The 23,468-nt window shown below is 42.7% G+C and carries 25 protein-coding genes; 23 read left to right on the top strand and 2 right to left on the bottom strand.

The annotated features are described in order from the left end of the window. The first annotated feature begins 17 nt into the window (after positions 1-17). The 13 genes from flhA to OFY17_RS00600 all read left to right on the top strand — a co-directional run bounded on the left by flhA (position 18) and on the right by OFY17_RS00600 (position 13,023). Positions 18-2,141, top strand: a complete 2,124-nt coding sequence (flhA, locus tag OFY17_RS00660; RefSeq protein ID WP_318013641.1) for a flagellar biosynthesis protein FlhA — start codon at positions 18-20, stop codon at positions 2,139-2,141. A 101-nt stretch (positions 2,142-2,242) separates the two neighbouring features. Next, on the top strand, positions 2,243-3,511 hold the full coding sequence (gene flhF, locus OFY17_RS00655; RefSeq protein ID WP_263528758.1) for a flagellar biosynthesis protein FlhF: 1,269 nt from the start codon (positions 2,243-2,245) through the stop codon (positions 3,509-3,511). A gap of 92 nt (positions 3,512-3,603) precedes the next feature. Next, entirely contained in the window at positions 3,604-4,341 is a 738-nt protein-coding gene (locus tag OFY17_RS00650) for an RNA polymerase sigma factor FliA (protein ID WP_263528757.1), read from the top strand. 55 nt (positions 4,342-4,396) lie between these two features. Continuing rightward, on the top strand, positions 4,397-4,777 hold the full coding sequence (locus tag OFY17_RS00645) for a chemotaxis response regulator CheY (RefSeq protein WP_456085669.1): 381 nt from the start codon (positions 4,397-4,399) through the stop codon (positions 4,775-4,777). A 9-nt stretch (positions 4,778-4,786) separates the two neighbouring features. Next, positions 4,787-5,578 carry a protein phosphatase CheZ gene (locus tag OFY17_RS00640; protein WP_263528756.1) on the top strand — a complete coding sequence of 264 codons (792 nt, stop codon included), beginning with the start codon at positions 4,787-4,789 and terminating at the stop codon, positions 5,576-5,578. Between the two features lie 12 nt (positions 5,579-5,590). Further along, complete coding sequence (locus tag OFY17_RS00635; RefSeq protein WP_263528755.1) at positions 5,591-7,717, top strand: chemotaxis protein CheA; 2,127 nt, start codon at positions 5,591-5,593, stop codon at positions 7,715-7,717. Between the two features lie 33 nt (positions 7,718-7,750). Beyond that, on the top strand, positions 7,751-8,815 hold the full coding sequence (locus OFY17_RS00630) for a protein-glutamate methylesterase/protein-glutamine glutaminase (RefSeq protein ID WP_263528754.1): 1,065 nt from the start codon (positions 7,751-7,753) through the stop codon (positions 8,813-8,815). Continuing rightward, positions 8,815-9,552 carry a flagellar motor protein gene (locus tag OFY17_RS00625; RefSeq protein WP_263528753.1) on the top strand — a complete coding sequence of 246 codons (738 nt, stop codon included), beginning with the start codon at positions 8,815-8,817 and terminating at the stop codon, positions 9,550-9,552. The genes OFY17_RS00630 and OFY17_RS00625 overlap by 1 nt, the downstream gene beginning before the upstream one ends. After that, positions 9,545-10,363, top strand: coding sequence for a flagellar motor protein MotB (locus OFY17_RS00620; protein WP_263528752.1), 819 nt, complete (start codon positions 9,545-9,547; stop codon positions 10,361-10,363). The genes OFY17_RS00625 and OFY17_RS00620 overlap by 8 nt, the downstream gene beginning before the upstream one ends. A 68-nt stretch (positions 10,364-10,431) precedes the next feature. Further along, complete coding sequence (locus OFY17_RS00615) at positions 10,432-11,205, top strand: ParA family protein (protein WP_263528751.1); 774 nt, start codon at positions 10,432-10,434, stop codon at positions 11,203-11,205. A 9-nt stretch (positions 11,206-11,214) separates the two neighbouring features. Further along, positions 11,215-12,069 carry a chemotaxis protein CheW gene (locus tag OFY17_RS00610; RefSeq protein ID WP_263528750.1) on the top strand — a complete coding sequence of 285 codons (855 nt, stop codon included), beginning with the start codon at positions 11,215-11,217 and terminating at the stop codon, positions 12,067-12,069. A gap of 35 nt (positions 12,070-12,104) precedes the next feature. Then, entirely contained in the window at positions 12,105-12,596 is a 492-nt protein-coding gene (locus tag OFY17_RS00605; protein WP_263528749.1) for a chemotaxis protein CheW, read from the top strand. A 22-nt stretch (positions 12,597-12,618) separates the two neighbouring features. After that, the gene (locus OFY17_RS00600; RefSeq protein WP_263528748.1) at positions 12,619-13,023 is read left to right on the top strand and encodes a DUF2802 domain-containing protein; all 405 of its coding nucleotides are present in this window, start codon (positions 12,619-12,621) and stop codon (positions 13,021-13,023) included. Here OFY17_RS00600 and OFY17_RS00595 read toward each other — a convergent pair. Together OFY17_RS00595 and OFY17_RS00590 are read right to left on the bottom strand one after the other, a co-directional pair. Continuing rightward, on the bottom strand, positions 13,014-13,262 hold the full coding sequence (locus OFY17_RS00595) for an EscU/YscU/HrcU family type III secretion system export apparatus switch protein (RefSeq protein WP_263528747.1): 249 nt from the start codon (positions 13,260-13,262) through the stop codon (positions 13,014-13,016). The two genes, OFY17_RS00600 and OFY17_RS00595, sit on opposite strands and share 10 nt — an antisense overlap. Continuing rightward, positions 13,263-15,431: a flagellar hook-length control protein FliK gene (locus tag OFY17_RS00590; protein ID WP_263528746.1), complete on the bottom strand. Its 2,169-nt coding sequence runs from the start codon at positions 15,429-15,431 to the stop codon at positions 13,263-13,265. Positions 15,432-15,564: 133 nt separating this feature from the next. On the opposite strand from OFY17_RS00590, the gene ccmA reads away from it, so the two are divergent. The 10 genes from ccmA to zipA all read left to right on the top strand — a co-directional run bounded on the left by ccmA (position 15,565) and on the right by zipA (position 23,382). Further along, positions 15,565-16,179: a cytochrome c biogenesis heme-transporting ATPase CcmA gene (ccmA, locus tag OFY17_RS00585; protein ID WP_263528745.1), complete on the top strand. Its 615-nt coding sequence runs from the start codon at positions 15,565-15,567 to the stop codon at positions 16,177-16,179. After that, on the top strand, positions 16,176-16,841 hold the full coding sequence (ccmB, locus tag OFY17_RS00580) for a heme exporter protein CcmB (RefSeq protein ID WP_263528744.1): 666 nt from the start codon (positions 16,176-16,178) through the stop codon (positions 16,839-16,841). Before ccmA ends, ccmB begins: the two co-directional genes overlap by 4 nt. Next, positions 16,838-17,584 (top strand): heme ABC transporter permease, encoded by a 747-nt coding sequence (locus tag OFY17_RS00575; protein ID WP_263528743.1) that lies wholly within the window; start codon positions 16,838-16,840, stop codon positions 17,582-17,584. Before ccmB ends, OFY17_RS00575 begins: the two co-directional genes overlap by 4 nt. Then, positions 17,574-17,753, top strand: a complete 180-nt coding sequence (gene ccmD / locus OFY17_RS00570) for a heme exporter protein CcmD (protein ID WP_263528742.1) — start codon at positions 17,574-17,576, stop codon at positions 17,751-17,753. The genes OFY17_RS00575 and ccmD overlap by 11 nt, the downstream gene beginning before the upstream one ends. Before the next feature lie 15 nt (positions 17,754-17,768). Next, entirely contained in the window at positions 17,769-18,203 is a 435-nt protein-coding gene (gene ccmE / locus OFY17_RS00565) for a cytochrome c maturation protein CcmE (protein ID WP_263528741.1), read from the top strand. A gap of 29 nt (positions 18,204-18,232) precedes the next feature. Further along, on the top strand, positions 18,233-20,173 hold the full coding sequence (locus OFY17_RS00560; RefSeq protein ID WP_263528740.1) for a heme lyase CcmF/NrfE family subunit: 1,941 nt from the start codon (positions 18,233-18,235) through the stop codon (positions 20,171-20,173). Then, positions 20,170-20,679, top strand: a complete 510-nt coding sequence (locus OFY17_RS00555) for a DsbE family thiol:disulfide interchange protein (protein WP_263528739.1) — start codon at positions 20,170-20,172, stop codon at positions 20,677-20,679. Before OFY17_RS00560 ends, OFY17_RS00555 begins: the two co-directional genes overlap by 4 nt. Then, the gene (locus OFY17_RS00550) at positions 20,676-21,098 is read left to right on the top strand and encodes a cytochrome c-type biogenesis protein (protein WP_263528738.1); all 423 of its coding nucleotides are present in this window, start codon (positions 20,676-20,678) and stop codon (positions 21,096-21,098) included. Before OFY17_RS00555 ends, OFY17_RS00550 begins: the two co-directional genes overlap by 4 nt. Next, positions 21,095-22,279: a tetratricopeptide repeat protein gene (locus tag OFY17_RS00545; RefSeq protein ID WP_263528737.1), complete on the top strand. Its 1,185-nt coding sequence runs from the start codon at positions 21,095-21,097 to the stop codon at positions 22,277-22,279. The genes OFY17_RS00550 and OFY17_RS00545 overlap by 4 nt, the downstream gene beginning before the upstream one ends. A gap of 65 nt (positions 22,280-22,344) precedes the next feature. Beyond that, on the top strand, positions 22,345-23,382 hold the full coding sequence (gene zipA / locus OFY17_RS00540) for a cell division protein ZipA (protein ID WP_263528736.1): 1,038 nt from the start codon (positions 22,345-22,347) through the stop codon (positions 23,380-23,382). The last annotated feature ends 86 nt before the right edge of the window (positions 23,383-23,468 follow it).

The following is a 23,468-nucleotide window of genomic DNA, read 5'->3' as shown; positions in this document are numbered from 1 at the left end:
GTTTATAGGAATTTAGTGTGAATTTTGACCGTAGTCGACTTGCAGGGCAAGCTCAAGGTATATTCAGGGGAAGCCTAGGTATTCCTGTGCTGTTATTATCGCTTCTTGCGATGATGATTTTGCCGATTCCATCATTTTTGTTAGACGTTCTTTTTACTTTCAATATTGCTCTCGCAATCGTTGTGTTACTAGTCGCTATCTATTCATTACGTCCTCTAGATTTTGCCGTTTTTCCTACTGTTCTTCTTGTCTCTACATTGATGCGTCTGGCGTTGAATGTGGCTTCAACGCGTGTGGTGCTTTTAGATGGACACGAGGGTGGTGATGCCGCAGGTAAGGTAATTCAGGCCTTTGGTGAAGTGGTTATCGGTGGTAATTACGTTGTTGGTTTTGTGGTGTTTGGCATATTGATGATTATCAATTTTGCCGTAGTAACCAAGGGTGCTGGCCGTATATCTGAAGTAAGTGCCCGTTTTACGCTAGATGCAATGCCGGGGAAGCAAATGGCCATCGATGCGGACTTGAATGCCGGCATGATAGATGCGGAACAGGCTAAAACACGTCGAATGGAAATAGCATCTGAAGCAGAATTTTACGGGTCTATGGATGGTGCTTCAAAATTCGTGAAGGGCGATGCCATTGCGGGTTTGTTGATTCTAGGGATCAATATTATTGGTGGCTTATCGGTAGGTATAGCTCAGCATGACCTTTCATTTAATGAAGCGGTTGAGAGTTACTCGCTTTTAACAATAGGTGATGGTCTAGTCGCACAGTTGCCATCATTAATGCTGTCTACTGCAGCAGCCATTATGGTTACTCGAGTTAATGAAAGTGGTGATATGGGCTCTCAGGTTATGAGCCAAATGTTTGGTTCTTCCAAGGTCTTGTATGTTGCTGCTGGCGTTATGACTATTATGGGTGTAGTGCCAGGTATGCCTCACTTTTCTTTTCTTTCTCTAGCGGCTTGCTTAGGTGGCTTAGCTTTCTTCTTGGAATATCGAAAAAAACAAAAGCCCAAGCAAAAGCAAGGTTCTGTTAGTAAACCGGGGGCTGAAGGGCGTAGTGAGGTGCCTGCGGAAGCTAAGGACCTTAGTTGGGACGATGTTGCTCCTGTAGATATGTTGGGCTTAGAGGTCGGTTACCGTTTGATACCTTTGGTGGATAAAAGCCAAGGTGGAGAATTGTTGGCGAGAATTAAAGGTGTACGTAGGAAGCTTTCTCAAGATTTGGGCTTTTTGGTGCCGAGTGTGCACATTCGAGATAATCTAGATTTAATGCCGAATGCCTATAGAGTCACCTTGATGGGGGTGAGTTTGGCTGAAGCTGAGGTGCACCCTGATAAGGACTTGGCTATTGATCCGGGACAAGTGTTTGGTGCGATTGATGGTATTGCAGGTAAAGACCCTTCATTTGGTCTTGATGCGGTGTGGATTGACCCTAAAAGTAGAGATCAGGCTCAAACTTATGGATATACTGTGGTTGATGTGAGTACGGTAGTGGCCACACATATCAATCAGATTATGCATAAGCATGCGTATGAGCTCATAGGTCATGATGAAGTGCAGCAATTGCTGAGTCTCTTGAAGCAATATAACCCTAAGTTAGCTGAAGAGTTAGTGCCAAATACTGTGCCTTTAAGTGTGTTGTTGAAAGTGTTGCAGAACTTGTTGATCGAAGGTGTGCCTTTGCGTGATATGCGGACTATTGCCGAGTCTATTATGGGGGTTCAGCCGAAGACGCAAGATCCGATGATATTAACGGCAGCGGTTCGAACTTCCTTATCGAGGCTTATTATTCAAACGTTAGCGGATGGTGTTGAAGAAATACCTGTTCTTACGCTAGAGCCGCAGCTTGAAAAAATGTTAATGCAGACAGTGCAGCAGAGTCAGCAGTCTGGTGTTAAAAATGAAGAGGCTTTAATTCTTGAGCCACAAATGGCAGAGCAATTGCAGTCATCGCTTAAGCAATCTGCTGAGCAGCAAGAGGCAATGGGAAATGCACCAATTTTGGTAGTTTCTGCGCCGATTCGTCCTATGTTGGCGCGCTTTATGCGTTATGGAATGGTTAATATGTCGGTTCTCTCATACCAAGAGGTTCCTGATCATAAACGTATTACTGTTGTTGGTGTTATTGGTCAATAGTTGCTATGTAAATAAGGCCGTTATTGAGTCTATATTTATGTGTTTCTTTCGGGTAAGCTATGGATTTGTAAGCAAAATACATTGAAAGGATTAGGTTATTCATGCAAATTAGGCGGTTCCGAGCACCAGACATGCGGCAAGCGATACGAAAGGTACGCGATGCAGTAGGCCCTGACGCCGTTATCCTGTCTAATCAGCGATTGCCTACAGGTGAAATTGAAATAGTTGCCGCTTTAGATTATGACGGTTCTATGCCCACCAATATTTCTTCAAAACCAAAAGATAAACCTTCCTTCTCTTCAAAATATCAAAGTGAGCTTAGTTCTGATTATCTTGGTCGAATAGAAGAGGCCAAACAGGCTGAACCTGCCTATGGGAAAGGTGCTAGGGAGTCTGAGCTTGAGTCTCCAGCAGTTGAATCTCGTCGCCCTGTTAAAAATGAGACGACTTCTGCGGTAAATAATCCTGAAAGTGTTAAACAGCTTCATGATATGGAGCTAGAACTGAAAAATGTTAAGGCAATGCTCGAGCGGTCAGGTCGCAATGAAGGGCTGAAACGATCGGCTGTTGATGAGAACTCTAGTCGAACGGAAAGAAAGCTTCAGGGCTTGGGTTTGTCTGATGCTATTGTTGCTCAGTTGATGCGTGAGGTTACGCTGAATGGTCGAGAGGATGATTGGAATCGTCTTTTGGCTCGATTGGCTGAAACCATTCCTGTAGCATCTAGTTCTGATGAGCTCAGAGGCTGTATTGCGTTTATGGGGCCTACTGGTGTAGGCAAAACGACTTCGATAGGCAAGATCGCAGCGCAGCATGTTTTAAAATATGGCACGGGTGGCGTTGTCTTGATCACTACGGACACTTATCGTATTGCTGCCCATGAACAGCTGCGAACATTTGGTCGTATCTTAAATGTTCCTGTTGAAGTGGTTAATGAATATACAGATCTCAATGATGTATTAGATAAATACGCAGATTATTCGTTGGTATTGGTTGATACGGCTGGTATGAATCCGAGAGATTCAAACCTTGAGCGTCAGTTGCTCATGATGAAACGAGCACGAGCTAATTTAAAGAAAATGTTGGTGTTGCCCTGCACTAGTCAAAGGCAAGTGTTAAAGTCGGTTGTGGATGTCTATTCTCAAGTGGGCTTAGATGGTTGTGTGTTAAGTAAGTTAGATGAGTCAGCCTCGCTTGGTGAAGCTGTTAGTGTTGTTGTTGAAGAGGGTTTGCCAGTTGCATATATTGCAGATGGTCAGCGTATACCGGACGATATTCAGGCAGCAAGGGCTCATAATCTTATTAGTAGGGTTGTTTATACGGCAGAGCACTATAGTCAACTGTATGGACAGCTAAAATACGGTAGTTAATATACGTTGCTGGAAATGTTATATCATGCTCTATTATAGTATGGTTGATTAATGCGATTAACTTTAATGGTGAAGGTTGCTTAGAATATTTTATGCAGACCAAAAACGGATATAGTACATACTCTAAAAAAACGGCAGTATCTATTGATGCTATCGTCGATCAATATGGCCATTTAGTTAAAAAGATTGCTTATCATTTACTGGCTCGTTTGCCGGATAGTGTGGATGTCGATGATTTGACTCAAACTGGCATGATGGGGTTGATAGAAGCATATAAGCGCTTTGATTCTTCTAAAGGGGCTAGTTTTGAAACTTATGCGGGTATCCGTATCCGTGGCTCAATGATGGATGAGGTTCGTAAAGCGGACTGGGCGCCTCGTTCCGTTCGCCGTAATGGTAGAGCGGTTACAGCAGCCATTAAAGAGCTTGAAGCTAAACTGGGTCGTGAAGCTTCCGATTTAGAAGTGTCTTCACATATGGGGATAGCTATTGACGAATACCATGAAATTATACATTCATCTATGTCTACCCAGCTTTTTAGCTATGAAGAAATGCTAGACTCTGATACAAATAGTTTAGACACTGCTGATGCTGGACACGATAATTCGCCTTATTCATTGGTAGAAGAAGGCGGTTTTCAAACCCATTTAGCTGCAGAAATAGAAAATTTGCCTGAGAAAGAAAAGCTAGTATTGTCCTTATATTACAATGAAGAGCTTAACTTAAAAGAAATAGGTGCTATCTTAGGTGTAAGTGAATCAAGAGTAAGCCAAATACATAGTCAAGCAGCTGTGCGTTTGCGAGCAAGATTAAGTAGTTGGCGAGAATAAATTATGAAATACGGAATTTTACCTTTGAGGTGTGGAGGTTGCATTGGATAAAAACATGAAGATCCTGATTGTTGATGATTTCTCGACAATGAGACGAATCATTAAAAACTTGCTGCGGGATTTGGGGTTTACCAATACGGTTGAAGCCGATGATGGTGTGACAGCATTACCAATACTTCAAGGAGGCACAATAGACTTTCTTGTGACGGATTGGAATATGCCAGGTATGACCGGTATTGAGCTGCTTAGGGCAGTTCGAGCGGATAGTAAACTTAAGACAATCCCTGTCCTTATGGTGACGGCGGAAGCAAAACGTGACCAAATCATCTCTGCGGCGCAAGCAGGCGTAAATGGTTATGTTGTTAAGCCATTTACAGCAGTGGCTCTCAAAGAAAAAATTGAGAAGATATTCGAACGAATAGACGCTGCTAAATAGGGAGTTTAAATGTCAAATGTATTAGAGTCTGATTTAGAAGACTTTGGCGCTCTGGTAAAGCAAAGTAGCCCAGAACTTCTAGAGTACCTTGAAAAAGGTGATTTCAGCGGTGCTTTTAATGTTATTCAAGATCTCAGTGAAGCAAGGCATAAAAGCTTTTACAACGAAGTTGGAAGCTTAACAAGAAGCCTTCATGATGCAATTCGTGATTTTCAAATTGAATCTATTGGCTCTTCTTCAAGTCAACAAGAAGGGGAGGCTACGTCAAAAATAGCGGACGCTTCTGATCGATTGAATTATGTCATTGAAACAACGAGTGCGGCAGCAAATAAAACCATGGATATGGTTGATGAAAGTGTTCCAGTGTCTAGTGAACTGCAGCAAAGAGCCAAGGAATTACGTAAAGACTGGGGGCGTCTAATACAAAGAGATTTAACACCGCAAGAATTTCGAGAGCTGTATAAGCGTATTGATACATTCTTAGCTTATGCTGATGATAGTGCTACTACCTTGCATTCAAACCTCAACACAATTCTTCTAGAGCAAGGTTACCAAGACCTTACTGGTCAGGTAATTACTAGAGTGAATGATTTAATTCGTGATGTAGAAGAAAAGCTTGTGCATCTCGTTGCTGTTGCTGGACGAGTTGATAGTATTTCTGGTGTTAAGCACCAAGATAAAAAAGTGGCAGAGCATGATGATGATCGTGGACATGGCCCAGCTATTAATAAACAAAACAACCCTGAAGTACTGAATAGCCAAGACGACGTAGACGACTTGCTATCAAGTCTTGGTTTCTAGAAGGAGCTGAGGATGAGTTTCGAAGTCGATGATGAAATTCTACAAGATTTTTTGGTTGAAGCTGGTGAAATTCTAGAGCAGCTTTCCGAACAGTTAGTAGATTTGGAAAACAACCCAAACGATAATCCATTGCTCAACGCTATATTTCGAGGCTTCCACACCGTTAAAGGTGGTGCGGGGTTCTTGCAATTAACGGCGTTAGTTGATTGTTGTCATTACGCAGAGAATGTTTTCGATATTTTGAGAAATGGGCAAAGAGATATTGATGCCGATTTAATGGATATCGTACTGCAGGCCCTTGATGCAGTTAATGAAATGTTCGAAACAGTGCGCTCTGGTGGTGATCCAGAGCCTGCAGACCCTGAATTGATTTTAGCTCTAAGTAAGTATGCTAAGCCACCTAGTGCGGATGAAGTTGCAGAGGAGGCTGAGCCTGAACCAGCAGTTGAGGAGCCTGTTGAAGATCCTGTGGTTGAATCGTCTGAAGGTGAATCTGTTGATATTACAGATGATGAGTTTGAATCTCTGCTTGATGCTCTAGGTGAGAAGGCGGAGGCAGGAAAAGATGCAGAAAAACCACCTGTTGAGGCATCAGATTCCGATGATATTACTGAAGATGAGTTTGATGCATTACTAGACCAGCTTCATGGTGGTGCTCCAGGTATAGACTCCTCAGCACCAGAAAAAGAAGAAAAGGCCAAACCTGCAGTAAGTAGTGCAGCGGCTGAAGATAGCGATCTCATTACAGAAGATGAGTTCGAATCACTTTTAGATAGTTTACAAGGTAATGACTCTTCTTCACCAGCTGATTCTACTGAAAAAGCCAAAGTTGCACCTAAGGCAGCAGAGAAACCTAAAGTTGAGCCAAAACCAAAGGCAGCAGAGAAACCTAAGGTTGAGGCTGCCCCAGCTAAAGCGGCAGCTAAGCCTAAAGCTGCTACTAAAGATAAGGCTCCAAATGCTCCAGTTGCTCAAGAAGCAACCGTTCGTGTAGACACTAAACGTCTAGATGACATCATGAACATGGTAGGTGAGCTGGTACTTGTTCGAAACCGTTTAGTTCGACTTGGTCTTCAGAGTGAAGATGAGTCTATGGGTAAAGCGGTAGCAAACCTCGATGTTGTTACGGGCGATCTTCAAAATGCAGTAATGAAGACGCGAATGCAGCCAATTAAAAAGGTATTTGGGCGCTTTCCTCGAGTAGTTCGAGATCTAGCGCGTAACATGAAGAAGGAAGTAAACCTTGTTCTTCGTGGTGAAGAAACAGATTTAGATAAAAACCTTGTAGAAGCCCTAGCTGACCCTCTAGTTCACTTGGTGCGAAACTCAGTAGACCACGGTGTAGAAGGCCCTGATGCTCGTGAAGCGAAAGGTAAGCCAAGAGTCGGTACGGTTATTTTATCTGCGGAGCAAGAAGGCGATCATATCCTATTGTCTATTGAAGATGATGGTGCAGGTATGGACGCTAATTTGCTTCGAGGGAAAGCCGTCGAAAAAGGTTTAATGGATGCAGATGCTGCTGACCGTTTGACTGACAGCGAAGCATTTAATTTGATCTTTGCTCCAGGCTTCTCAACGAAAGTTGAAATTACAGACGTTTCTGGCCGTGGTGTCGGAATGGATGTGGTAAAAACCAAAATATCACAGCTTAATGGCTCATTAGACATTAAGTCTGTATTGGGGCAGGGGTCTCGCTTCATTATCAAGGTTCCATTAACGTTAGCAATTATGCCTACATTGATGGTTACCCTTGCAGATCAGGCATTTGCCTTCCCGTTAGCAAGTGTTAATGAAATATTCCACCTAGATCTTAAGAAGACCAATATAGTTGATGGTCAACAGGTTGTTGTTATTCGAGGGAAAACATTACCTATTTTCCACCTTAAGAGCTGGCTTGTGAAAAATGGCGGTAGGGAGTTGCCTGCGGAAGCTCATGTCGTTGTAGTTCAAGTCGGTATAAATGAGGTTGGTTTTGTTGTTGATCAGTTAGTTGGTCAAGAAGAAGTTGTTATTAAACCTCTAGGGAAAATGCTACAGGGTACTGTGGGTATGTCTGGTGCAACCATTACTGGAGATGGCCGTATTGCTTTGATCCTTGATGTTCCTAGTATGCTGAAAGGCTATGCTTCAACAAGATAATAATAGATACGGCTTAGGTTTAGGGGATGTTTTATGCCAGTGAAGGTTCTGGTGGTCGATGACTCAGGTTTTTTTCGTCGCCGTCTTGTAGAAATATTTGAGTCAGATCCTAGGCTTAAAGTCGTAGGCACAGCTACCAATGGAAAAGAAGCGATAGAAAAAGTTCAGTCATTATCTCCAGATGTTGTGACTATGGACTATGAGATGCCTGTTCTTGACGGTATTGCTGCTGTAGTAAATATCATGAAGCTTAAACCGACGCCAGTTTTGATGTTCTCTTCATTAACTCATGAAGGAGCTAAGGTTACTTTAGATGCTTTGGATGCTGGAGCGGCGGACTTTATGCCGAAGAACTTTGAAGATATTTCAAGGGACTCTGCAGTTGTTAAGAAAGCGCTTATTGATAGGGTTCTAGCAGTAGCAAGAACTCGTTTAGCGGGAAGTCGTGCTCCTGTTGAACCGCTTGCTCCACGTAAAGCTCCTAAACCTATTGTTACGGCTAAAGGTGTAATAATACCTCGAGTCAGGAAAAGAGTAGGTTTAGTTGCAATTGGTACTTCTACTGGTGGTCCTATGGCTCTTCAAGCCGTACTAAGCCAACTTCCCAGTGACTTTTCAGCCCCTTTGGTTTTAGTTCAGCATATGCCAGCTGCGTTTACTGGCGCCTTTGCTGAGCGCCTAAATAATATTTGTCAAATCACTGTCCGAGAAGCAAAAAATGGTGATCGCTTAGAGGCGGGTGTGGCTTTGTTAGCACCAGGTGGTAAGCAAATGATGGTCGATCCGAGAAATGGCGGCTGTGTCAAAATATTAGACGGTGACGAAAGACTAAATTATAAACCATCGGTTGATGTGACATTTGGATCCGCGTCTAAAAGTTACCCAGGAAAAGTTTTATCAATTGTGATGACAGGTATGGGGGCTGATGGTAGAGAAGGCGCCCGAATGCTAAAGAACTCAGGGTCAAAAGTATGGATTCAGAGTGAAGAATCTTGTGTTATTTATGGCATGCCTATGGCTGTAGAGAAAGCGAATTTGGCCGATGATATTATCGATCTAGAGCATATCGGTGAGCGTATAGTACGCGAGGTTGGCTAATGGATCTGATTACATTAGCTGGACTGGTTATTGCCTTCAGTGCAGTATTTTTAGCGAATTGGTTAGGCGGTGGTGAAGTTGTTCTTTTGCTCAATTTGCCATCTGCAATTATTGTTATCGCTGGCAGTATAGGCGCCACTCTAATTCAGAGTAATATCCAAGAGTCGATTAGGGCTTTGTCGCTATTGAAATGGAGCCTGATTCCGCCTGTTTATGATTTCAATAGTGCCCGAGCAATTATCAATAATCTTGCTCAGAAGGTCCGTCGTACTTCTCTTTTATCTCTAGAGTCAGATGTTCATTCTTTTGGTACTCCATTCTCATCACGCGCTTTACAAATGCTAATAGATGGCGCTGACCCTACCTTGTTAGAACATCGACTGCATGATGATGCAAACCGCCTTTATGATAAACGCATGAAAAGCGTGTCCTTCTTGGAGGCTATAGGCGGATATGCCCCTACTCTTGGGATTATGGGATCGGTGCTTGGCTTGATACAAGCAATGGCGAACCTAAATAGTCCAGAAGCATTAGGGCATGGCATTGCTGTCGCTTTTGTTTCAACTTTATACGGTCAAGGTTTTGCTAACCTTGTGGTATTCCCCATTGCTAATAAATTATCTGGTTATGTGGACAAAGAGTTGTTGTACCACCAACTTTTAATTGATGGTATGTGTGGTATTGCAACAGGTAAACACCCCAGCCGATTAGAGTTAGAGCTCGATTCGTATGAATGACTCGCCATATAGACCTAATGTAAATCGTCGTGTGGCAAATAAGAAACGTTCTAATGGAGCGCAAAACCGTGATCGTTGGATATTATCTTACGCTGATTTTATTACATTGATGTTTGCGTTTTTTGTTGCTCTCTATTCTCTATCAGCGCAAACACCTGGAGACGAGCAACGTTTAAAAGAAACGTTAGATGGGGTGTTTGAAGCGGTTCAAAAGTCCATCAAACCGATTAATATTGGAGAACCTGTTGTTGGTGAGCCAAAAGATGTTGAAGTGATAGAAGCTAAGCCTATACCAACAGCTCCTCCCTCGATTGAAGAAGAGACCTCGTCTGCAATATATGCCTTGCTTAGCCAAGCGGTAGAGAATCAGTTCTCTGGGTTACATAAAACAGGGCAGGTGGCTATCTCTGAGTCTGCTCACTGGGTAAGCTTAGAGCTGAAATCGGGGTTGCTTTTTGATCCTGGTGAATATGATTTGAGGAATGAAGCGGTAGCTTTATTAATTTTGATTGGTAATATCCTTAAAGCTTATCCTTCAGTAATTTTGGTAGAAGGTAACACCGACGACTTACCCGTTAATTCAAACTCTCTTATATCTAATTGGCACCTATCTAGTTTGCGATCGTCTTCAGTTGTAGAAGAGTTAATCTACAGAGGAGTTAACTCTAAGATGATCGCCCCTGTAGGCTTTTCAAGCGAGCACCCTAAGGTGCGAAATACAAATGCGTACGCTCGCCAGCAAAACAGAAGGGTGATTCTGAGAATTAGTAAACGTGAGGCTGATAATGTCCACGATTACTTGTTTAATTAGTATGTTACTGTATATGATTACAAAGAATTAATAAGCAATATAACAGCAAGGGTTCTAGGGGAGTCAGAGTGCACATTTGGGCAGTAGCGAATCAAAAAGGCGGCGTAGGAAAAACAACAACGGTTGTCTCTTTAGCTGGTTTGTTGGCGGATGCTGGGCATCGTGTTCTTATGGTAGATCTCGATCCACATGGTTCATTGACTAGTTATTTTCGTTTTGATCCTGATTCTATAGAGCAAAGTGCCTATAATCTATTTCAAGTCTCAGGGAAAATTCCAACTGACCTTCCTCCGTCATTAATTCTTGAAACAGGTCACCCGAACTTATCTCTATTACCATCTTCTACAGCGTTGGCTACTTTAGAGCGCCATGCGCAAGCACAAGGTGGTATGGGCTTAGTTATCTCAAAAACATTGGCAATATTATGGGATGACTATGATTATGTGTTGATTGATAGCCCACCCGTTTTAGGGGTATTAATGATCAACGCTTTAGCCGCTTGTCAGCAGCTTGTTATCCCTGTTCAAACTGAGTTTTTAGCCATCAAGGGCTTAGAACGTATGGTTAGAACCTTGACTATGATTAATCGCGCCCGTAAACGTCCCGTGCCTTTCTTAATAGTACCGACATTATTCGATAGGCGAACTCAGGCGTCTAACAAAAGTCTTAGAAGCCTTAAAGACACCTATGAAGAGCTGGTATGGCAATCTGTAATACCTGTTGATACAAAATTAAGAGATGCGAGTACTGCAGGAATAGCACCGTCAGCATTGGATTCTAGTAGTCGGGGGATTCAGGCTTATGAGAACCTTATGAATTCCTTGCTGGATTCGGCAGGATAATATCGAGATATGAAAGATACTAAAAATAAAGAGCAGGTTCTAATCGGCCCTCAAGCTGCTGTACAAAGCTATCTCGATGAATTGCTCCGTGAAGCTACGACTTCAAAAGAAGAGGTCAGTGACGAAGTTACAGAGAGCGATGAGAGCATAATAGATTCGCCTGTTAGTGAAGCTGATGACTTGCAGGTTAAGACGAAAGAAGCTGAGACTATTGAGCCAGAGCCAGAGCCAGAGCCAGAGCCAGAGCCAGAGCCAGAGCCAGAGCCAGAGCCAGAGCCAGAGCCAGAGCCAGAGCCAGAGCCAGAGCCAGAGCCAGAGCCAGAGCCAGAGCCAGAGCCAGAGCCAGAGCCAGAGCCAGAGCCAGAAACCGCTAAACGCGTTGCGAAGACAGAACCTTTACCTTGGGCAGTTGGCCGCTTTGAGTGCTTACTATTTTATGTTGGCGGCTTAAAAATGGCTGTTCCCTTGGTTGAACTGGGGGGAATATATCAGAGCAACCTTGATAAGCTCACCTCTATTTTTGGTCAGCCTGACTGGTTTATGGGAGTCGCTAATGTGGGAGAGTTCAATCTACAAACGGTTGATACAGCCACATGGGTTATGCCTGATCATTACGAGGGAAGCTTAAAAGACAATTTTCAATTTGTAATCCAATTAGATAGATCAAATTGGGGAATTGCCTGTGATCGTATAGCAGAAGCGATAACCTTAGAGCCGTCACAAGTACGATGGCGGAGCGATAGAAGTAAAAGGCCTTGGCTTGCTGGTACCGTGATTGATCATATGTGTGCCATACTTGATGTACAAGGCTTTATAGAATTGTTAGAAGATCCAAAAAATGGATTTAAAAACACCCTTAAATAATTAAATGATCGTTTTTTGATCTTTGGAGACGAATAATGGCAACAAATTTAGCTATTAACCCAGCAACTCAAGCAGAAGATCCAATGTTGCAATGGGTAACATTCCGCTTAGAAGATGAAATTTATGGTGTAAACGTAATGCAGGTGAAAGAAGTATTACGCTATACCGAAATTGCACCGGTACCAGGGGCTCCAAGCTTTGTGTTGGGTATTATTCATTTACGCGGCACTGTGGTTACGGTAATGGATACTTGTCAGCGCTTTGGTCTGACATCTGGTGAAATTACAGATGCAACTCGTATCATGATTTTAGAAGTGGATGGCCACGTTATTGGAATGATGGTGGACGCTGTATCTGAAGTTGTCTACCTGCGTCAATCTGAAATCGAAGTATCGCCAAGTGTAGGTAATGATGAGTCATCAAAATTTATCCAAGGTGTTTGCCATAAGAACGACACACTTTTGATATTAGTGGATCTGGATAAATTATTATCTGAAGATGAGTGGTCTGAAATTGGTTCAATGTAAGTTAGACGGGTAATGATAGACTATGGAATCGCAATGGATATTTAACCTTCTGTTGACACTTCAGTTTGTCATTATGATTGCTCTGGTTGTTTGGCTGTTTCGTACTTCAAAAAAGCTAAAGAAAATGAAAAAGGTTTTTGAAGAAGCTGAATTGAATCAAAAGAAGCAGGTGCAAGTGCTTGCATCTGGCTCTATAGGAATGGGGCGTAGACTGGTAACGATAGAGAAGAAACTGAATCTTGCTGTTGAAAAACAGTCGGAAATTCTCTCTAAGGAAGGTAGTGTTTCTTATAATCGAGCTATGGAGCTCCTAGAAATGGGAGCAACTATCGATGATTTGGTCTCAAAGTGTGGCTTGATTCGTGCCGAAGCAGAGCTAATTAACTTACTGAAAAAAGAATCTCGTCGTAACTCAGATTACCACTGAGTTTCTTTTAAGCTATGTGCAAAGGCGATAATTTCTGCAACAGCAAGGTATAAAGCCTCTGGAATTTCTTCCCCTAACTCCAAGGTGCTGAGCATTTCTACCAGCTCAGGGCTTTGGTGTAGCATGACATTATTTTCTTTAGCCACTGCCATGATCTTTTCTGCAAGCTGACCACTGCCTTTGGCAACGACAGTGGGTGCCTTGGTGTAATCGTATTTTAACGCAACGGCTTTTTGCATTTAAGTTCTCACATCAATTAATGGTTTTCGTTGTTGTTGGGCTGCTTTTTGGATATTGGTTAGCTGGGCTTGGAATGTATCTAGACGTTCCACTTCAATATCTTTGCTTTTTAATTGGCTGCTTAGCTTCTCCATATTCTGCTGCAGCTTTTGTATTGTCTCTCTCTCCTCTGCCACAAAGATGACACTGACTTTATTGCCTTGAATACTACTTCTTGCTTCAAACCGTCCTGTTTCTTCAAAGTCGAATTTAAGTTTTACTAGCCACCTTCTCTCTTGTTTTTGTTCATTCTCAGTGCCTGAGTCTTGATTTATCTCAATTTGAACTAATTCCTGAAAAGCCCCGTTTTTTATAGGAAGCTCGATATGGAGAGGGTAAATCGTCGCTGTGTTTTGATTTACTTCGGGAAAATGTCTTAATTGACTAGTGGTAATGCGTTCAATTGCGTTGGCGATTTGCTCCGTAGGTATGCTTCCTAAGCGCAAGGCGCCAGAGCTTTCTTGTACTTCTTTTACCCGAGATAGGTTGAGTTTGAAATCATCAGCTAATTGGCTGGTGTTGTTTTTTAATAGTGAAGATTCAGAAAACAGCCCTGAGTTTTGTATAGCCTGCTTCATGTTGTCTGGTGAGCGGGTTAACTCATTTAGATTGGGGATGCCTCTTAATAGCTGACCTAATGCTGCTTGTGTTTGAGTGGGCAATGCTGGTGACTCACTTACAGTGTGTAAAGCCTTAATGAGCTGCGACATATCGTTGAAAGGCAATTTTTTTGGCAGGCTTTGCTTAAGCGCCTCAAATTGAGGAGGCGTGACCTCTGATTGATTTTTAGAAGGTAAGACTTGCAGATTATTGTTGGCATCGACAAAAACACGAATTACCTCGCCTCGCTTCAACTCATTCTGGCTAACAAGATGGAACTCCGTTTTCCCGTCTGTGACAGTAGCTAAATAGGATGGTCCATGGGCATTACTAGGTGTCATATTATTAGCTGTAGCACTAACTAGATTGTTTGTTTGGCTACTAGCAATCGGTGTGTTGGCCTTGTTAACCGCCTCATTAGGAATGTTTACTTGCTGTCCCGCTGATGTACTTATGTTTGTTGTTTGGGAGCTAGGGTTAGCTGCATTATTTGATGGGTTCGCTGGAGTTGCCCCTAAATTATTTACTGGCTGATTGTTTGTATTTTGGATTGTTGGTGGCGTTAAAGCTGAACCTGCCGCTCTATTGTCTGCAGCCACAGGGGGCGTTGCGGTCGATTGACTTTGCATTGGTTGATTAACCGCTGTATCTGGGCTTTTATTGGTACTTGGAACGTTAGTTGATAGTTGTGAAGGGGGCGATGTAACAGATTGAGCACTTTGAGGCGTTTTTAGGTTTGCTGTATCAATTGTCTTACTTAGCGTTGAGTCAATGTTTGTCTGTTGAATGTTTGGCGTTGTTGGACTTGTTGAGCTAGGGGTTAATGTGGCGGTGTTTGAAGATAGTGTGTTTGAAGGTGCAGTACTGGAAGGTGTTGTGCTTGAAACTATAGTGTTCGAAGAGGCAGCTAATAAAGGTGTGTTGGGCTGTGCTACAGCACTATTCGAAGCGGGTGATACTTGAATATTTGTTTGTGAAGGGCCGGCTGGCATGACCGTATTCTTGTTGTTTGTTGCCGCTATTGCTTGAGGCGTTTGCGGTGCCAACTGTTGTGGGGTTTGGTTTGGCTGTGTTTTAGGTATGGTATTTTCTGATGTACTAGGTATTGGAGTGGATACGACCGTGAGGTTTAAGACTCTTGAAGCTAGTGTTAAATTCTCAATGCGACTATTAATAGCGGCCTTAGTGTCATGCACTTGATTAGGTGTGGTGTTTTGGGTGGTGGTAAGAGTCGCGGTATTGTTACCTGTTTTACTGAGTTCAGCGGTTTTAACATTATCTAGGTTGATCGGGGTACCTGAATTGATAATAGTGAAAGGCTGTTTTGGGCCTACCGCGTGCAATAGTTGAATTGGCTTACCTTGTTGTTGAAGTACTTCACTGCCTTGAAAGCGGATTAGACTAAGGCTGTCGATGAGTTTTATCTCACTGAATAGTTTTGCCAGAGTTCCAGTGTTGCTCAATGCACTGCTATGGTTAGCTTGTTGGCTTTTACTTGCATTAAGTAAAGAGCTAATGTCAGAAAACATATGACAGACCTACTGATTCGTTATTTAAGAAAGAATCTCATATAATGATGACGCTTCTTTTAGTACGTTTTAAAAGTGCTTCAAAGGAATATTAGTTAGCTTAGTAACTTATCGGTCTAAATGGGCAAACCTTTTGCAATCAGCTGATTTTTTAACGATAACCGACCTTTGGATTGAACGTGGAGAGAGAGTTCTATGTAAGGAGCTTTCCTTTAGTGTTCAATCTGGTGAGGTTATTCGCATCCTAGGTGAAAATGGTGCTGGCAAAAGCAGTTTATTAAAAGCTTTGCTAGGGACGGTTTTGATAGACGAAGGTTCTATTTTATATTTAGGTGAAGACATCACAGCCGATCGATCCAATCTACACAAAGACACCCTCTATATAGGTCATTCTGTTGGCCTTAAGAAAGCGCTCACTGTACGCGAAAACTTGGCTCTCTATTGTCCAGATGTCTCAATCGAAGGCTACCAGCCAATATTGGAAGAGCTAGGTTTAGCTCCGTTCCTCGACATGCCGGTCAATAAACTTTCACAAGGGCAAGCTCGCCGTACAGCCTTATCACGGCTATGGTTGACTCAAAAATCCTTATGGATATTAGATGAACCTTTTTCCGCTTTAGATGACCAAGCTTGTTTACTATTGGAAAAGAAAATTGAGCAACATAGTTTGGCCGGTGGTGTGGTGTTATTAACCACTCACATTCCTCTGTCCAGCATCCAGCCACGTGAGCTTGAGTTCGCTGTATGACTTACTTTTCTTTTTTTAAGTCTGAGAGCTTGCTGCTATGGCGACATAAACAAGACACCTTAAATGCTCTGTTGTTTTTTGTGATTGTAGTGACTTTATTCCCATTAGGAATTGATGCCACTCCCGATTTTTTGACTGTCTCTGCGGGCGGTATTATTTGGTGTGCGACTTCTCTAGCTGTGCTGATGTCGATAAGTCGCATGTATCGAGAAGATTATGAAGACGGTTCACTAGAGCAGTGGCTAGTGAGTGGGTTATACCTACCCTTTTTAATATTGCTGAAAGTGACTGTTCAATGGCTGTTTATGATTGCTCCTTTACTTTTGATATTGCCTATCGTCGGAGGCATGTTGTATTTATCTGAAGAGAGTTTTTGGGTGCTAGTTGCGACGCTATTACTAGGTTCCCCAAGTTTGTTTTTAATCGGCTCCATCGGCGCTGCGCTAACGGTATCTTTGCAGCAAGGCGCCATGTTATTGATGTTGTTAATATTGCCCATGTATATTCCTATTCTTATTTTTGCCACTTCTGCTATTAAGGCATCTGAAATTGGGCTGCCCTATTTGGGCTCTCTAGCGATGTTGTTGGCTATTTCTTTACTGTCTTTGGTGTTTGCTCCTTTTATGGCAGCGGCATCCATTAAAGCGAGTGTGAACGAATGAGCTGGGCGTGGTTTCATAAGTTAGGGTCCACTAAGTGGTTCTTTTTGTGGTTTAAAAACTGGCCTCTGCCATTATTTTTAGTGGGTGTATTGGTTTTTCTGATGGGCATTATATGGGGGCTAGCATTTGCTCCTGAGGATTATCAGCAAGGCAATAGCTTTCGTATCATTTATATCCATGTACCTGCAGCCATACTTGCTCAATCTTGTTACCTTGCGATGGGAATAGCCAGTTTTGTTTTCCTTGTCTGGAGAATGAAGTTATCCCCCATATTTATTTCGGCAGTAGCGCCAATAGGTGCCTTAATGGCATTGATTGCACTGATTACAGGGTCCATATGGGGCAAGCCCACATGGGGCACATGGTGGGTTTGGGATGCAAGGCTGACATCTGTTCTCGTGTTGTTTTTACTCTATATGGGAATTATCGGTTTACATAATGCCTTTGAAGATAAGCGTGTGGCGGACAAAGCGGTATCTGTCCTAGGCTTGGTTGGACTGGTGAACTTGCCAATTATTAAATACTCTGTGGAGTGGTGGAATACCTTACATCAAGGGGCGACTTTCTCTTTAACTAAATCTCCTGAGATGCCAATGGAAATGTGGCTGCCTTTACTTATAGCCTTGCTTGGATTGTCTTGCTTGCTTGCCAGTCTGGTACTATGGCGTATGCAGACCACCATAATGAAGCGAGAGATGAAGTCGAATTGGTTAAAGCAAGAGGTGTTGAAAAATGGCCTTTGAAACATTTTCTGAGTTTTTGGTAATGGGTAAGCACGGGGTATATGTCTGGACGGCTTATGGAATCAGCTTCACCCTGATATCCTCATTGGCTATACATACCCTGAAGCAGAATACTCAAATACGAGCAAAACTACGCCGCCGTATGAATACGCCTTCCCGAGATAAGTAGCCGAGATAAGTAGACATGCATCCAATTAGAAAAAAACGTTTACTTATCATTGCTATTATCGCGCTCATATTAACCACAGCAATTGGCTTGATCCTGTTCGCGTTGCAGCAAAATATTAACTTATTTTACTCCCCCTCCGATATTTCTTTAGGAAAGGCTCCTAAAAATGCCACTATTCGAGCAGGTGGAATGGTGGTTGAAGGAAGTATTAAACGCAACCAAGAGAGTCTTTATGTGCAGTTTGATGTGACAGACTTTCAGCACAAAATTACCATAGAGTACAAAGGAATATTGCCTGACTTGTTTCGAGAAGGGCAGGGTATTGTTGCTCAAGGAAAGCTTAATAGTCAGGGTGTGTTTGCAGCGGAGCAAGTCCTGGCTAAACATGATGAAAAATATATGCCTCCAGAAATATCTGATGCATTGAAAGCGGCTGAAAGTCAGCCATAATTCCCAACGTAAGTAACTTTAGGCTTTTTATGCTTCCTGAAATCGGACAATTTACACTGATATTAGCTTTGTTTTTTGCCAGTTCGCTTTCGATCTTGCCCTTGGTTGGCTATTGGAAAAAAAGTTTAATATTGACCGCCACAGCTAGGCCTTTAACACTCATTGTGGCTTGTCTTGTCTTTATTAGCTTTCTTACTCTGAGTGCTAGCTTTTTGCTTGATGACTTCTCTGTTCTTTATGTGAGTCAAAACTCAAATAGCCAGTTGCCTATTTATTACAAATTCAGCGCCCTTTGGGGAGGGCATGAAGGCTCGCTATTACTTTGGGCGTTGGTGTTGTCTGCTTGGAGCTCTGCCGTTGCGCTACGCTTAAAGCAATTACCACAAGAGATTGGCGCTATTGTGCTGGCCGTATTGGGTGCGGTGAGTACTGGCTTTCTTGCCTTCTTGATTTTCACCTCTTCGCCTTTTGTTCGTTTGTTACCTGATAGCCCTATAGATGGTGGAGACTTAAACCCTGTACTTCAAGATTTCGGTTTAATCGTTCACCCACCTATTTTATATATGGGGTATGTCGGCTTCTCGGTGGCTTTTGCTTTTGCTATTGCAGCGTTAATTACTGGCCAAATGAATTCAGCTTGGGCTCGATGGGCAAGACCCTGGACGGCGGTATCTTGGGCGTTTTTAACCCTTGGCATTACTTTAGGCAGCTGGTGGGCATATTACGAATTGGGCTGGGGAGGCTGGTGGTTTTGGGATCCAGTGGAAAATGCTTCTTTCATGCCTTGGTTAGCTGGTACGGCTTTACTCCACTCTTTAGCGGTGACGGAAAAACGTGGCGTCTTTAAAAGTTGGACAGTATTGCTGGCCATCTTTACTTTTAGTCTTTCCTTGCTGGGAGCATTTTTAGTGCGTTCAGGCGTTTTAACCTCTGTTCATTCTTTTGCTGCTGACCCAACTCGCGGAATGTTTATCCTCGCCTTACTGGTAATTTTTGTCGGTGGTAGCTTATTACTCTATGCGCTGCGAGCTACACAGGTTAGGTCGTCCATTGCTTTTGGTATAACAGGCCGCGAGGCTTGGTTGTTACTGAATAATATTTTATTGACTGTGTTAACTCTGACTGTGCTACTAGGCACCTTGTACCCTTTGTTATTTGATGCTCTAGGATTAGGGAAGATATCCGTGGGGGCGCCATACTTTAATAGCGTTTTCACACCAATTGCTTTGTTACTGATTGTTTTTATGGGCATAGGTCCATTGTCAAAATGGAAAAATACAAGTTGGAATGCTTTATGGCGCCCTTGCCTGTTAGCGCTCGTATTGTCCGCGCTTTTGTCTAGTGCTTTGGTGTACTTTAATTCTTTCTCTTTAATGGCTTGGGTGAGTCTGAGTGTTGCTTTCTGGGTGTTGTTTTTATCTCTTTTAGATTGGCTAAATAAAATTTCGTTGGGAAGAGAGGGCTTATTGGTTCGAGCCTGTAAGTTACCACGTAACTACTATGCCATGATCTTGGCTCATGTTGGTGTTGTCGTTAGCTTAGTCGGCGTTCTGCTGGTGAGTGTTAATAGCCATGAAGTGATGGTGCGTTTATCTCCTAGCGAGTCTAGCCTTGTGGCTGGGTATGAGTTCCGCTTTGACTCTATGGAAGAGGTGAAAGGGCCTAATTATGTGTCTGAGCGAGGGCAGTTCACTGTATTCAAAGACGAAAAACAAGTAGCCGAACTCTATCCTGAAAAACGCTTTTTTACGACACGCCAACAAGTGATGACTGAAGCCGCGTTAGATGCAGGTTTTACAAGGGATCTATATGTCTCGTTAGGCGAAAAATTAGAGGACTCATCATGGGGTGTGAGAATCTATGTTAAATCCTTTGTGCGATGGATATGGTTAGGCGGCCTCTTTATGGTTGCTGGCGGCCTATTGGCAGCGTTAGACAAGCGCTACCGAAGACGAGTGGAGGTAGCATGAAAAAGTTAGTGCGTTTTTTACCTTTTATAATCTTCATTAGCCTAGGCGTTATTTTCTACTCACAATTGGGTAAAAACTCTCAAGAGTTGCCTTCTGCCTTGGTTGGAAAAAAAGTACCAGATTTTAAACTTGTCTCTCTTGTTGAAAATACCCTGCAAACCAACAGTGATCTGCCAAAAGAAGCTTATTTAATAAACTTCTGGGGAACCTGGTGTCCTGCTTGTCATCTAGAGCACCCATTTTTGAACCAACTTGCTCTGCAGGGCGTTACTATTCTTGGTATCGATTATAAAGATGATGCCGAGCAAGCTAGGCAATGGTTAAGCGAAAAGGGTAACCCTTACATAGATGTACTAATGGATGAAACAGGAGTGTTCGGATTAGATATGGGTGTAACAGGTGCGCCAGAGACCTTTATTATCGATAGCAATGGAATTGTAGTTCACCGTCATCAAGGGCCTCTCAATGCTCAAAATTGGTCGACTATAAAAGGTTTCCTGAAATGAGTCATTTATATAAATGTTTGGCTTTTAGTTGCTTGTTCTTGATTACGTTATTTGCCGTAAATAGCATGGCGGAAGAACTGCTGACTTTTCGCTCAGAGCTAAATCAAACCCGCTACCAAAGTTTGGTCGAGGAGTTACGCTGCCCCAAATGTCAAAACCAAAACTTAGCAGATTCTAATTCATCCATTGCAATAGATCTTCGAAAACAGGTCTATTTGATGATTGAGTCAGGTAAATCAGACCAAGAAATTGTCGATTATATGGTGGCAAGATACGGTGAGTTTGTACTCTACCGTCCTAGCTATTCATCGGCTACCTATCTACTGTGGTATGGGCCTTTTGCCTTTTTAGTACTTGGTTTGATGGCATTTATTATGGTGCTTGTAACCAACAAAAAGAAAGTGAGAACCTCATTATGATGCTGGCCTATGCTCTGATGGTTTTGATTCTCCTTGTCTGCTTTTTGTTTCTATATAGGGCAGTGGTTCGATCTCTGTTGAGTGCTTCAAATAGCTCTTCTCTATCTACTTCTTTCTTGCAAATTCGCCACACAGAAATTGCCGAAGAGTTTGCTCTGGGGCGGATAACAGCGGATGAGCGAAAACAACTTCTGTTAGACCTTGAAGCAGAAGGAAGTCACCCGTTATTACCAAAGTCATTTGCTAGAAGAAGCAACACTTTAGAGTCTTGGTTGTTTTTGGCGATGGTGGCGTTTGTAGTGCTAGGGAGCATGATTCTTTATGACAGGTTGGGGTATGGCAAAGAAGTTATCTTTACTCAGGCAGTCGCCTCGCAAAATGTTTCGCCTCAAGAAGTGAGTGACTTTTTAGCCTATCGAGCAAATCGATATGATCGACCTGAAGATTGGTACTATCAAGCCACTAATTTTATGCAAAATGGTGATTTTCAAACCGCAGTGGAATCTTTTGAAAAGGCCTTAGCCAAAATGCCAGAGAGCGCGGATGGGCGTATCGCTTTACAGGTAGAGTATGTACAAGCTTTGTTTTACGCCAATGGCAGTCGCAGTTCGGATAAGATTCATCAAGAAGTGGATAACATCCTAAAAGTAGAGCCAACCCAAGCGATTGTTTTAGGATTAAAAGGCGTCGCGGAATACAGTGAAAACAACTATTTGGGTGCCGTATTGGCTTGGCAAGAAGCCATTCGCTATAACTCCAACTCTAGTGAGCGAATCGCATTATTGGGGGCAATAGCCAAAGCGCGAGATGCAGGTGGGATAAGCTATCAACAGGTTCCCCCTGTGATTAGTCATCAAATTGCAGTGCAGCTAGAAATGAATTCCCCCGAGCAGCAGTGGCAAGCAAACGATGTCGTATTGGTGTATGCCAAGGTGGAAGGTCAGCCTATGCCGGTTTCTATTCAGCGGGTCTTTCCTGAGTCACTTAATCAACCTATTTTATTGACCAACCTTGATGCTCTGATGCCAACCGTGACATTAGCAGAAACCAAGAAAGTGGATCTAATCGTAAAATTATCCGATATTCGAGACAATGATCTGACAAAAGGTCGCATTATCGGTATAAAAGAAGACGTATTTACAAATCATAAGGGCATTATCAGAATCAAAGTAAGCTTATAATTGAATACTAAAGCGCTTCGTTTGATAATACCTTCAACTTTAATAGATGTAATTCGGAATATGTAATGGAATTCAGCTTACGTGAGTGGCTCATCTTGATTGGAATAGTGATCATTGTCGTTATTCTCATAGATGGTTTTCGCCGATATAAAAAAGGTCAAGAAATTACCCAGTCAGAAGATGATTTTGATGATTATGACGACACCTTGTTTCGCCAAGATGGGGATGTGATTTCGAATAAACGGCAAGTTTCTGCGCCAGATCCTATAGATAATGCTTTTGAAATGGCGAGAAAAACAGCCAAGGCACCTTTGGCAGAAGTGCCCCATAAAGTGGATGCCGGCCCAGAGTTAAAACGTAATGATGATATTAACCTAGACGAATTATCACATCTTGTGCCTGAAAGGGATTTTGGTGACTCTGCGGTTTCTGATCAGGATTACTCTGATGATGGATTTTATGAGCAGGATGATCTGGATTTAGGTCTAGAAGAAGATTATCAAGATAGCGACTACCAAAATGACGATTATCATGATGATGAAGTCGCTGAAAGTGCGCAGGGTGATGAAGACTTTGAACGTCATTATTCAGAAGTAGATATTAACCAAGTGACACCAATGGGTGAGCTTGATGAAGATGAACACATCGAAGATGACACTGATGTGGCAGAAGTAGAAGAAATTATTGTTATCAATATCCTAGCTCCCCAAGAGCAAAATTATGCTGGCATGGAGCTGCTTCAGCTGATCCTGAATTGTGGTATGCGCTACGGGGATATGGATATTTTCCACCGTCATGAAGATGGTTTTGATCGAGGTCGAGTGCAGTTTAGTATGGCAAATGCTATGGAGCCTGGCACCTTTGATCTCGATAATATGGGTGAAACCGAATGCCCAGGAGTTAGTTTCTTCATGGGACTTCCGGGGCCTAAAAATAGCATGAAAGCTTTCGATTTCATGTTAGAAACAGCGCAGACATTAGTGCGCCACCTAGGCGGTGAATTATTAGATGAGCGTCGTATGCCAATGAGTGAACAAACCATTGCCCATTGCCGACAGCGAATACGAGACTTTGAGCGTCGTAAATTAACTCGCGCTAAATAATGAATTAATCGGGGCCCTAAGGGGCCTCGATTGGTTAAGGCAAATACTTATTTTTGGAATGATTTTAATTAGACTATGAGCCAAGA

It is taken from the genome of Marinomonas sargassi (genome assembly GCF_025716875.1).
GTDB classification, from domain to species: Bacteria; Pseudomonadota; Gammaproteobacteria; order Pseudomonadales; family Marinomonadaceae; genus Marinomonas; species Marinomonas sargassi.
This window is presented reverse-complemented; position numbering and strand designations above follow the sequence as displayed.

What these genes read in the sequence shown, in the direction of transcription:
- flhF (WP_263528758.1), top strand. Translation starts at nt 2,243, where the DNA reads ATGCAAATTAGGCGGTTCCGAGCACCAGACATGCGGCAAGCGATACGA.
- OFY17_RS00650 (WP_263528757.1), top strand. Translation starts at nt 3,604, where the DNA reads ATGCAGACCAAAAACGGATATAGTACATACTCTAAAAAAACGGCAGTA.
- OFY17_RS00645 (WP_456085669.1), top strand. Translation starts at nt 4,397, where the DNA reads ATGAAGATCCTGATTGTTGATGATTTCTCGACAATGAGACGAATCATT.
- OFY17_RS00640 (WP_263528756.1), top strand. Translation starts at nt 4,787, where the DNA reads ATGTCAAATGTATTAGAGTCTGATTTAGAAGACTTTGGCGCTCTGGTA.
- OFY17_RS00635 (WP_263528755.1), top strand. Translation starts at nt 5,591, where the DNA reads ATGAGTTTCGAAGTCGATGATGAAATTCTACAAGATTTTTTGGTTGAA.
- OFY17_RS00630 (WP_263528754.1), top strand. Translation starts at nt 7,751, where the DNA reads ATGCCAGTGAAGGTTCTGGTGGTCGATGACTCAGGTTTTTTTCGTCGC.
- OFY17_RS00625 (WP_263528753.1), top strand. Translation starts at nt 8,815, where the DNA reads ATGGATCTGATTACATTAGCTGGACTGGTTATTGCCTTCAGTGCAGTA.
- OFY17_RS00620 (WP_263528752.1), top strand. Translation starts at nt 9,545, where the DNA reads ATGAATGACTCGCCATATAGACCTAATGTAAATCGTCGTGTGGCAAAT.
- OFY17_RS00610 (WP_263528750.1), top strand. Translation starts at nt 11,215, where the DNA reads ATGAAAGATACTAAAAATAAAGAGCAGGTTCTAATCGGCCCTCAAGCT.
- OFY17_RS00605 (WP_263528749.1), top strand. Translation starts at nt 12,105, where the DNA reads ATGGCAACAAATTTAGCTATTAACCCAGCAACTCAAGCAGAAGATCCA.
- OFY17_RS00600 (WP_263528748.1), top strand. Translation starts at nt 12,619, where the DNA reads ATGGAATCGCAATGGATATTTAACCTTCTGTTGACACTTCAGTTTGTC.
- OFY17_RS00595 (WP_263528747.1), bottom strand. Translation starts at nt 13,262, where the DNA reads ATGCAAAAAGCCGTTGCGTTAAAATACGATTACACCAAGGCACCCACT.
- OFY17_RS00590 (WP_263528746.1), bottom strand. Translation starts at nt 15,431, where the DNA reads ATGTTTTCTGACATTAGCTCTTTACTTAATGCAAGTAAAAGCCAACAA.
- ccmB (WP_263528744.1), top strand. Translation starts at nt 16,176, where the DNA reads ATGACTTACTTTTCTTTTTTTAAGTCTGAGAGCTTGCTGCTATGGCGA.
- OFY17_RS00575 (WP_263528743.1), top strand. Translation starts at nt 16,838, where the DNA reads ATGAGCTGGGCGTGGTTTCATAAGTTAGGGTCCACTAAGTGGTTCTTT.
- ccmD (WP_263528742.1), top strand. Translation starts at nt 17,574, where the DNA reads ATGGCCTTTGAAACATTTTCTGAGTTTTTGGTAATGGGTAAGCACGGG.
- ccmE (WP_263528741.1), top strand. Translation starts at nt 17,769, where the DNA reads ATGCATCCAATTAGAAAAAAACGTTTACTTATCATTGCTATTATCGCG.
- OFY17_RS00560 (WP_263528740.1), top strand. Translation starts at nt 18,233, where the DNA reads ATGCTTCCTGAAATCGGACAATTTACACTGATATTAGCTTTGTTTTTT.
- OFY17_RS00555 (WP_263528739.1), top strand. Translation starts at nt 20,170, where the DNA reads ATGAAAAAGTTAGTGCGTTTTTTACCTTTTATAATCTTCATTAGCCTA.
- OFY17_RS00550 (WP_263528738.1), top strand. Translation starts at nt 20,676, where the DNA reads ATGAGTCATTTATATAAATGTTTGGCTTTTAGTTGCTTGTTCTTGATT.
- OFY17_RS00545 (WP_263528737.1), top strand. Translation starts at nt 21,095, where the DNA reads ATGATGCTGGCCTATGCTCTGATGGTTTTGATTCTCCTTGTCTGCTTT.
- zipA (WP_263528736.1), top strand. Translation starts at nt 22,345, where the DNA reads ATGGAATTCAGCTTACGTGAGTGGCTCATCTTGATTGGAATAGTGATC.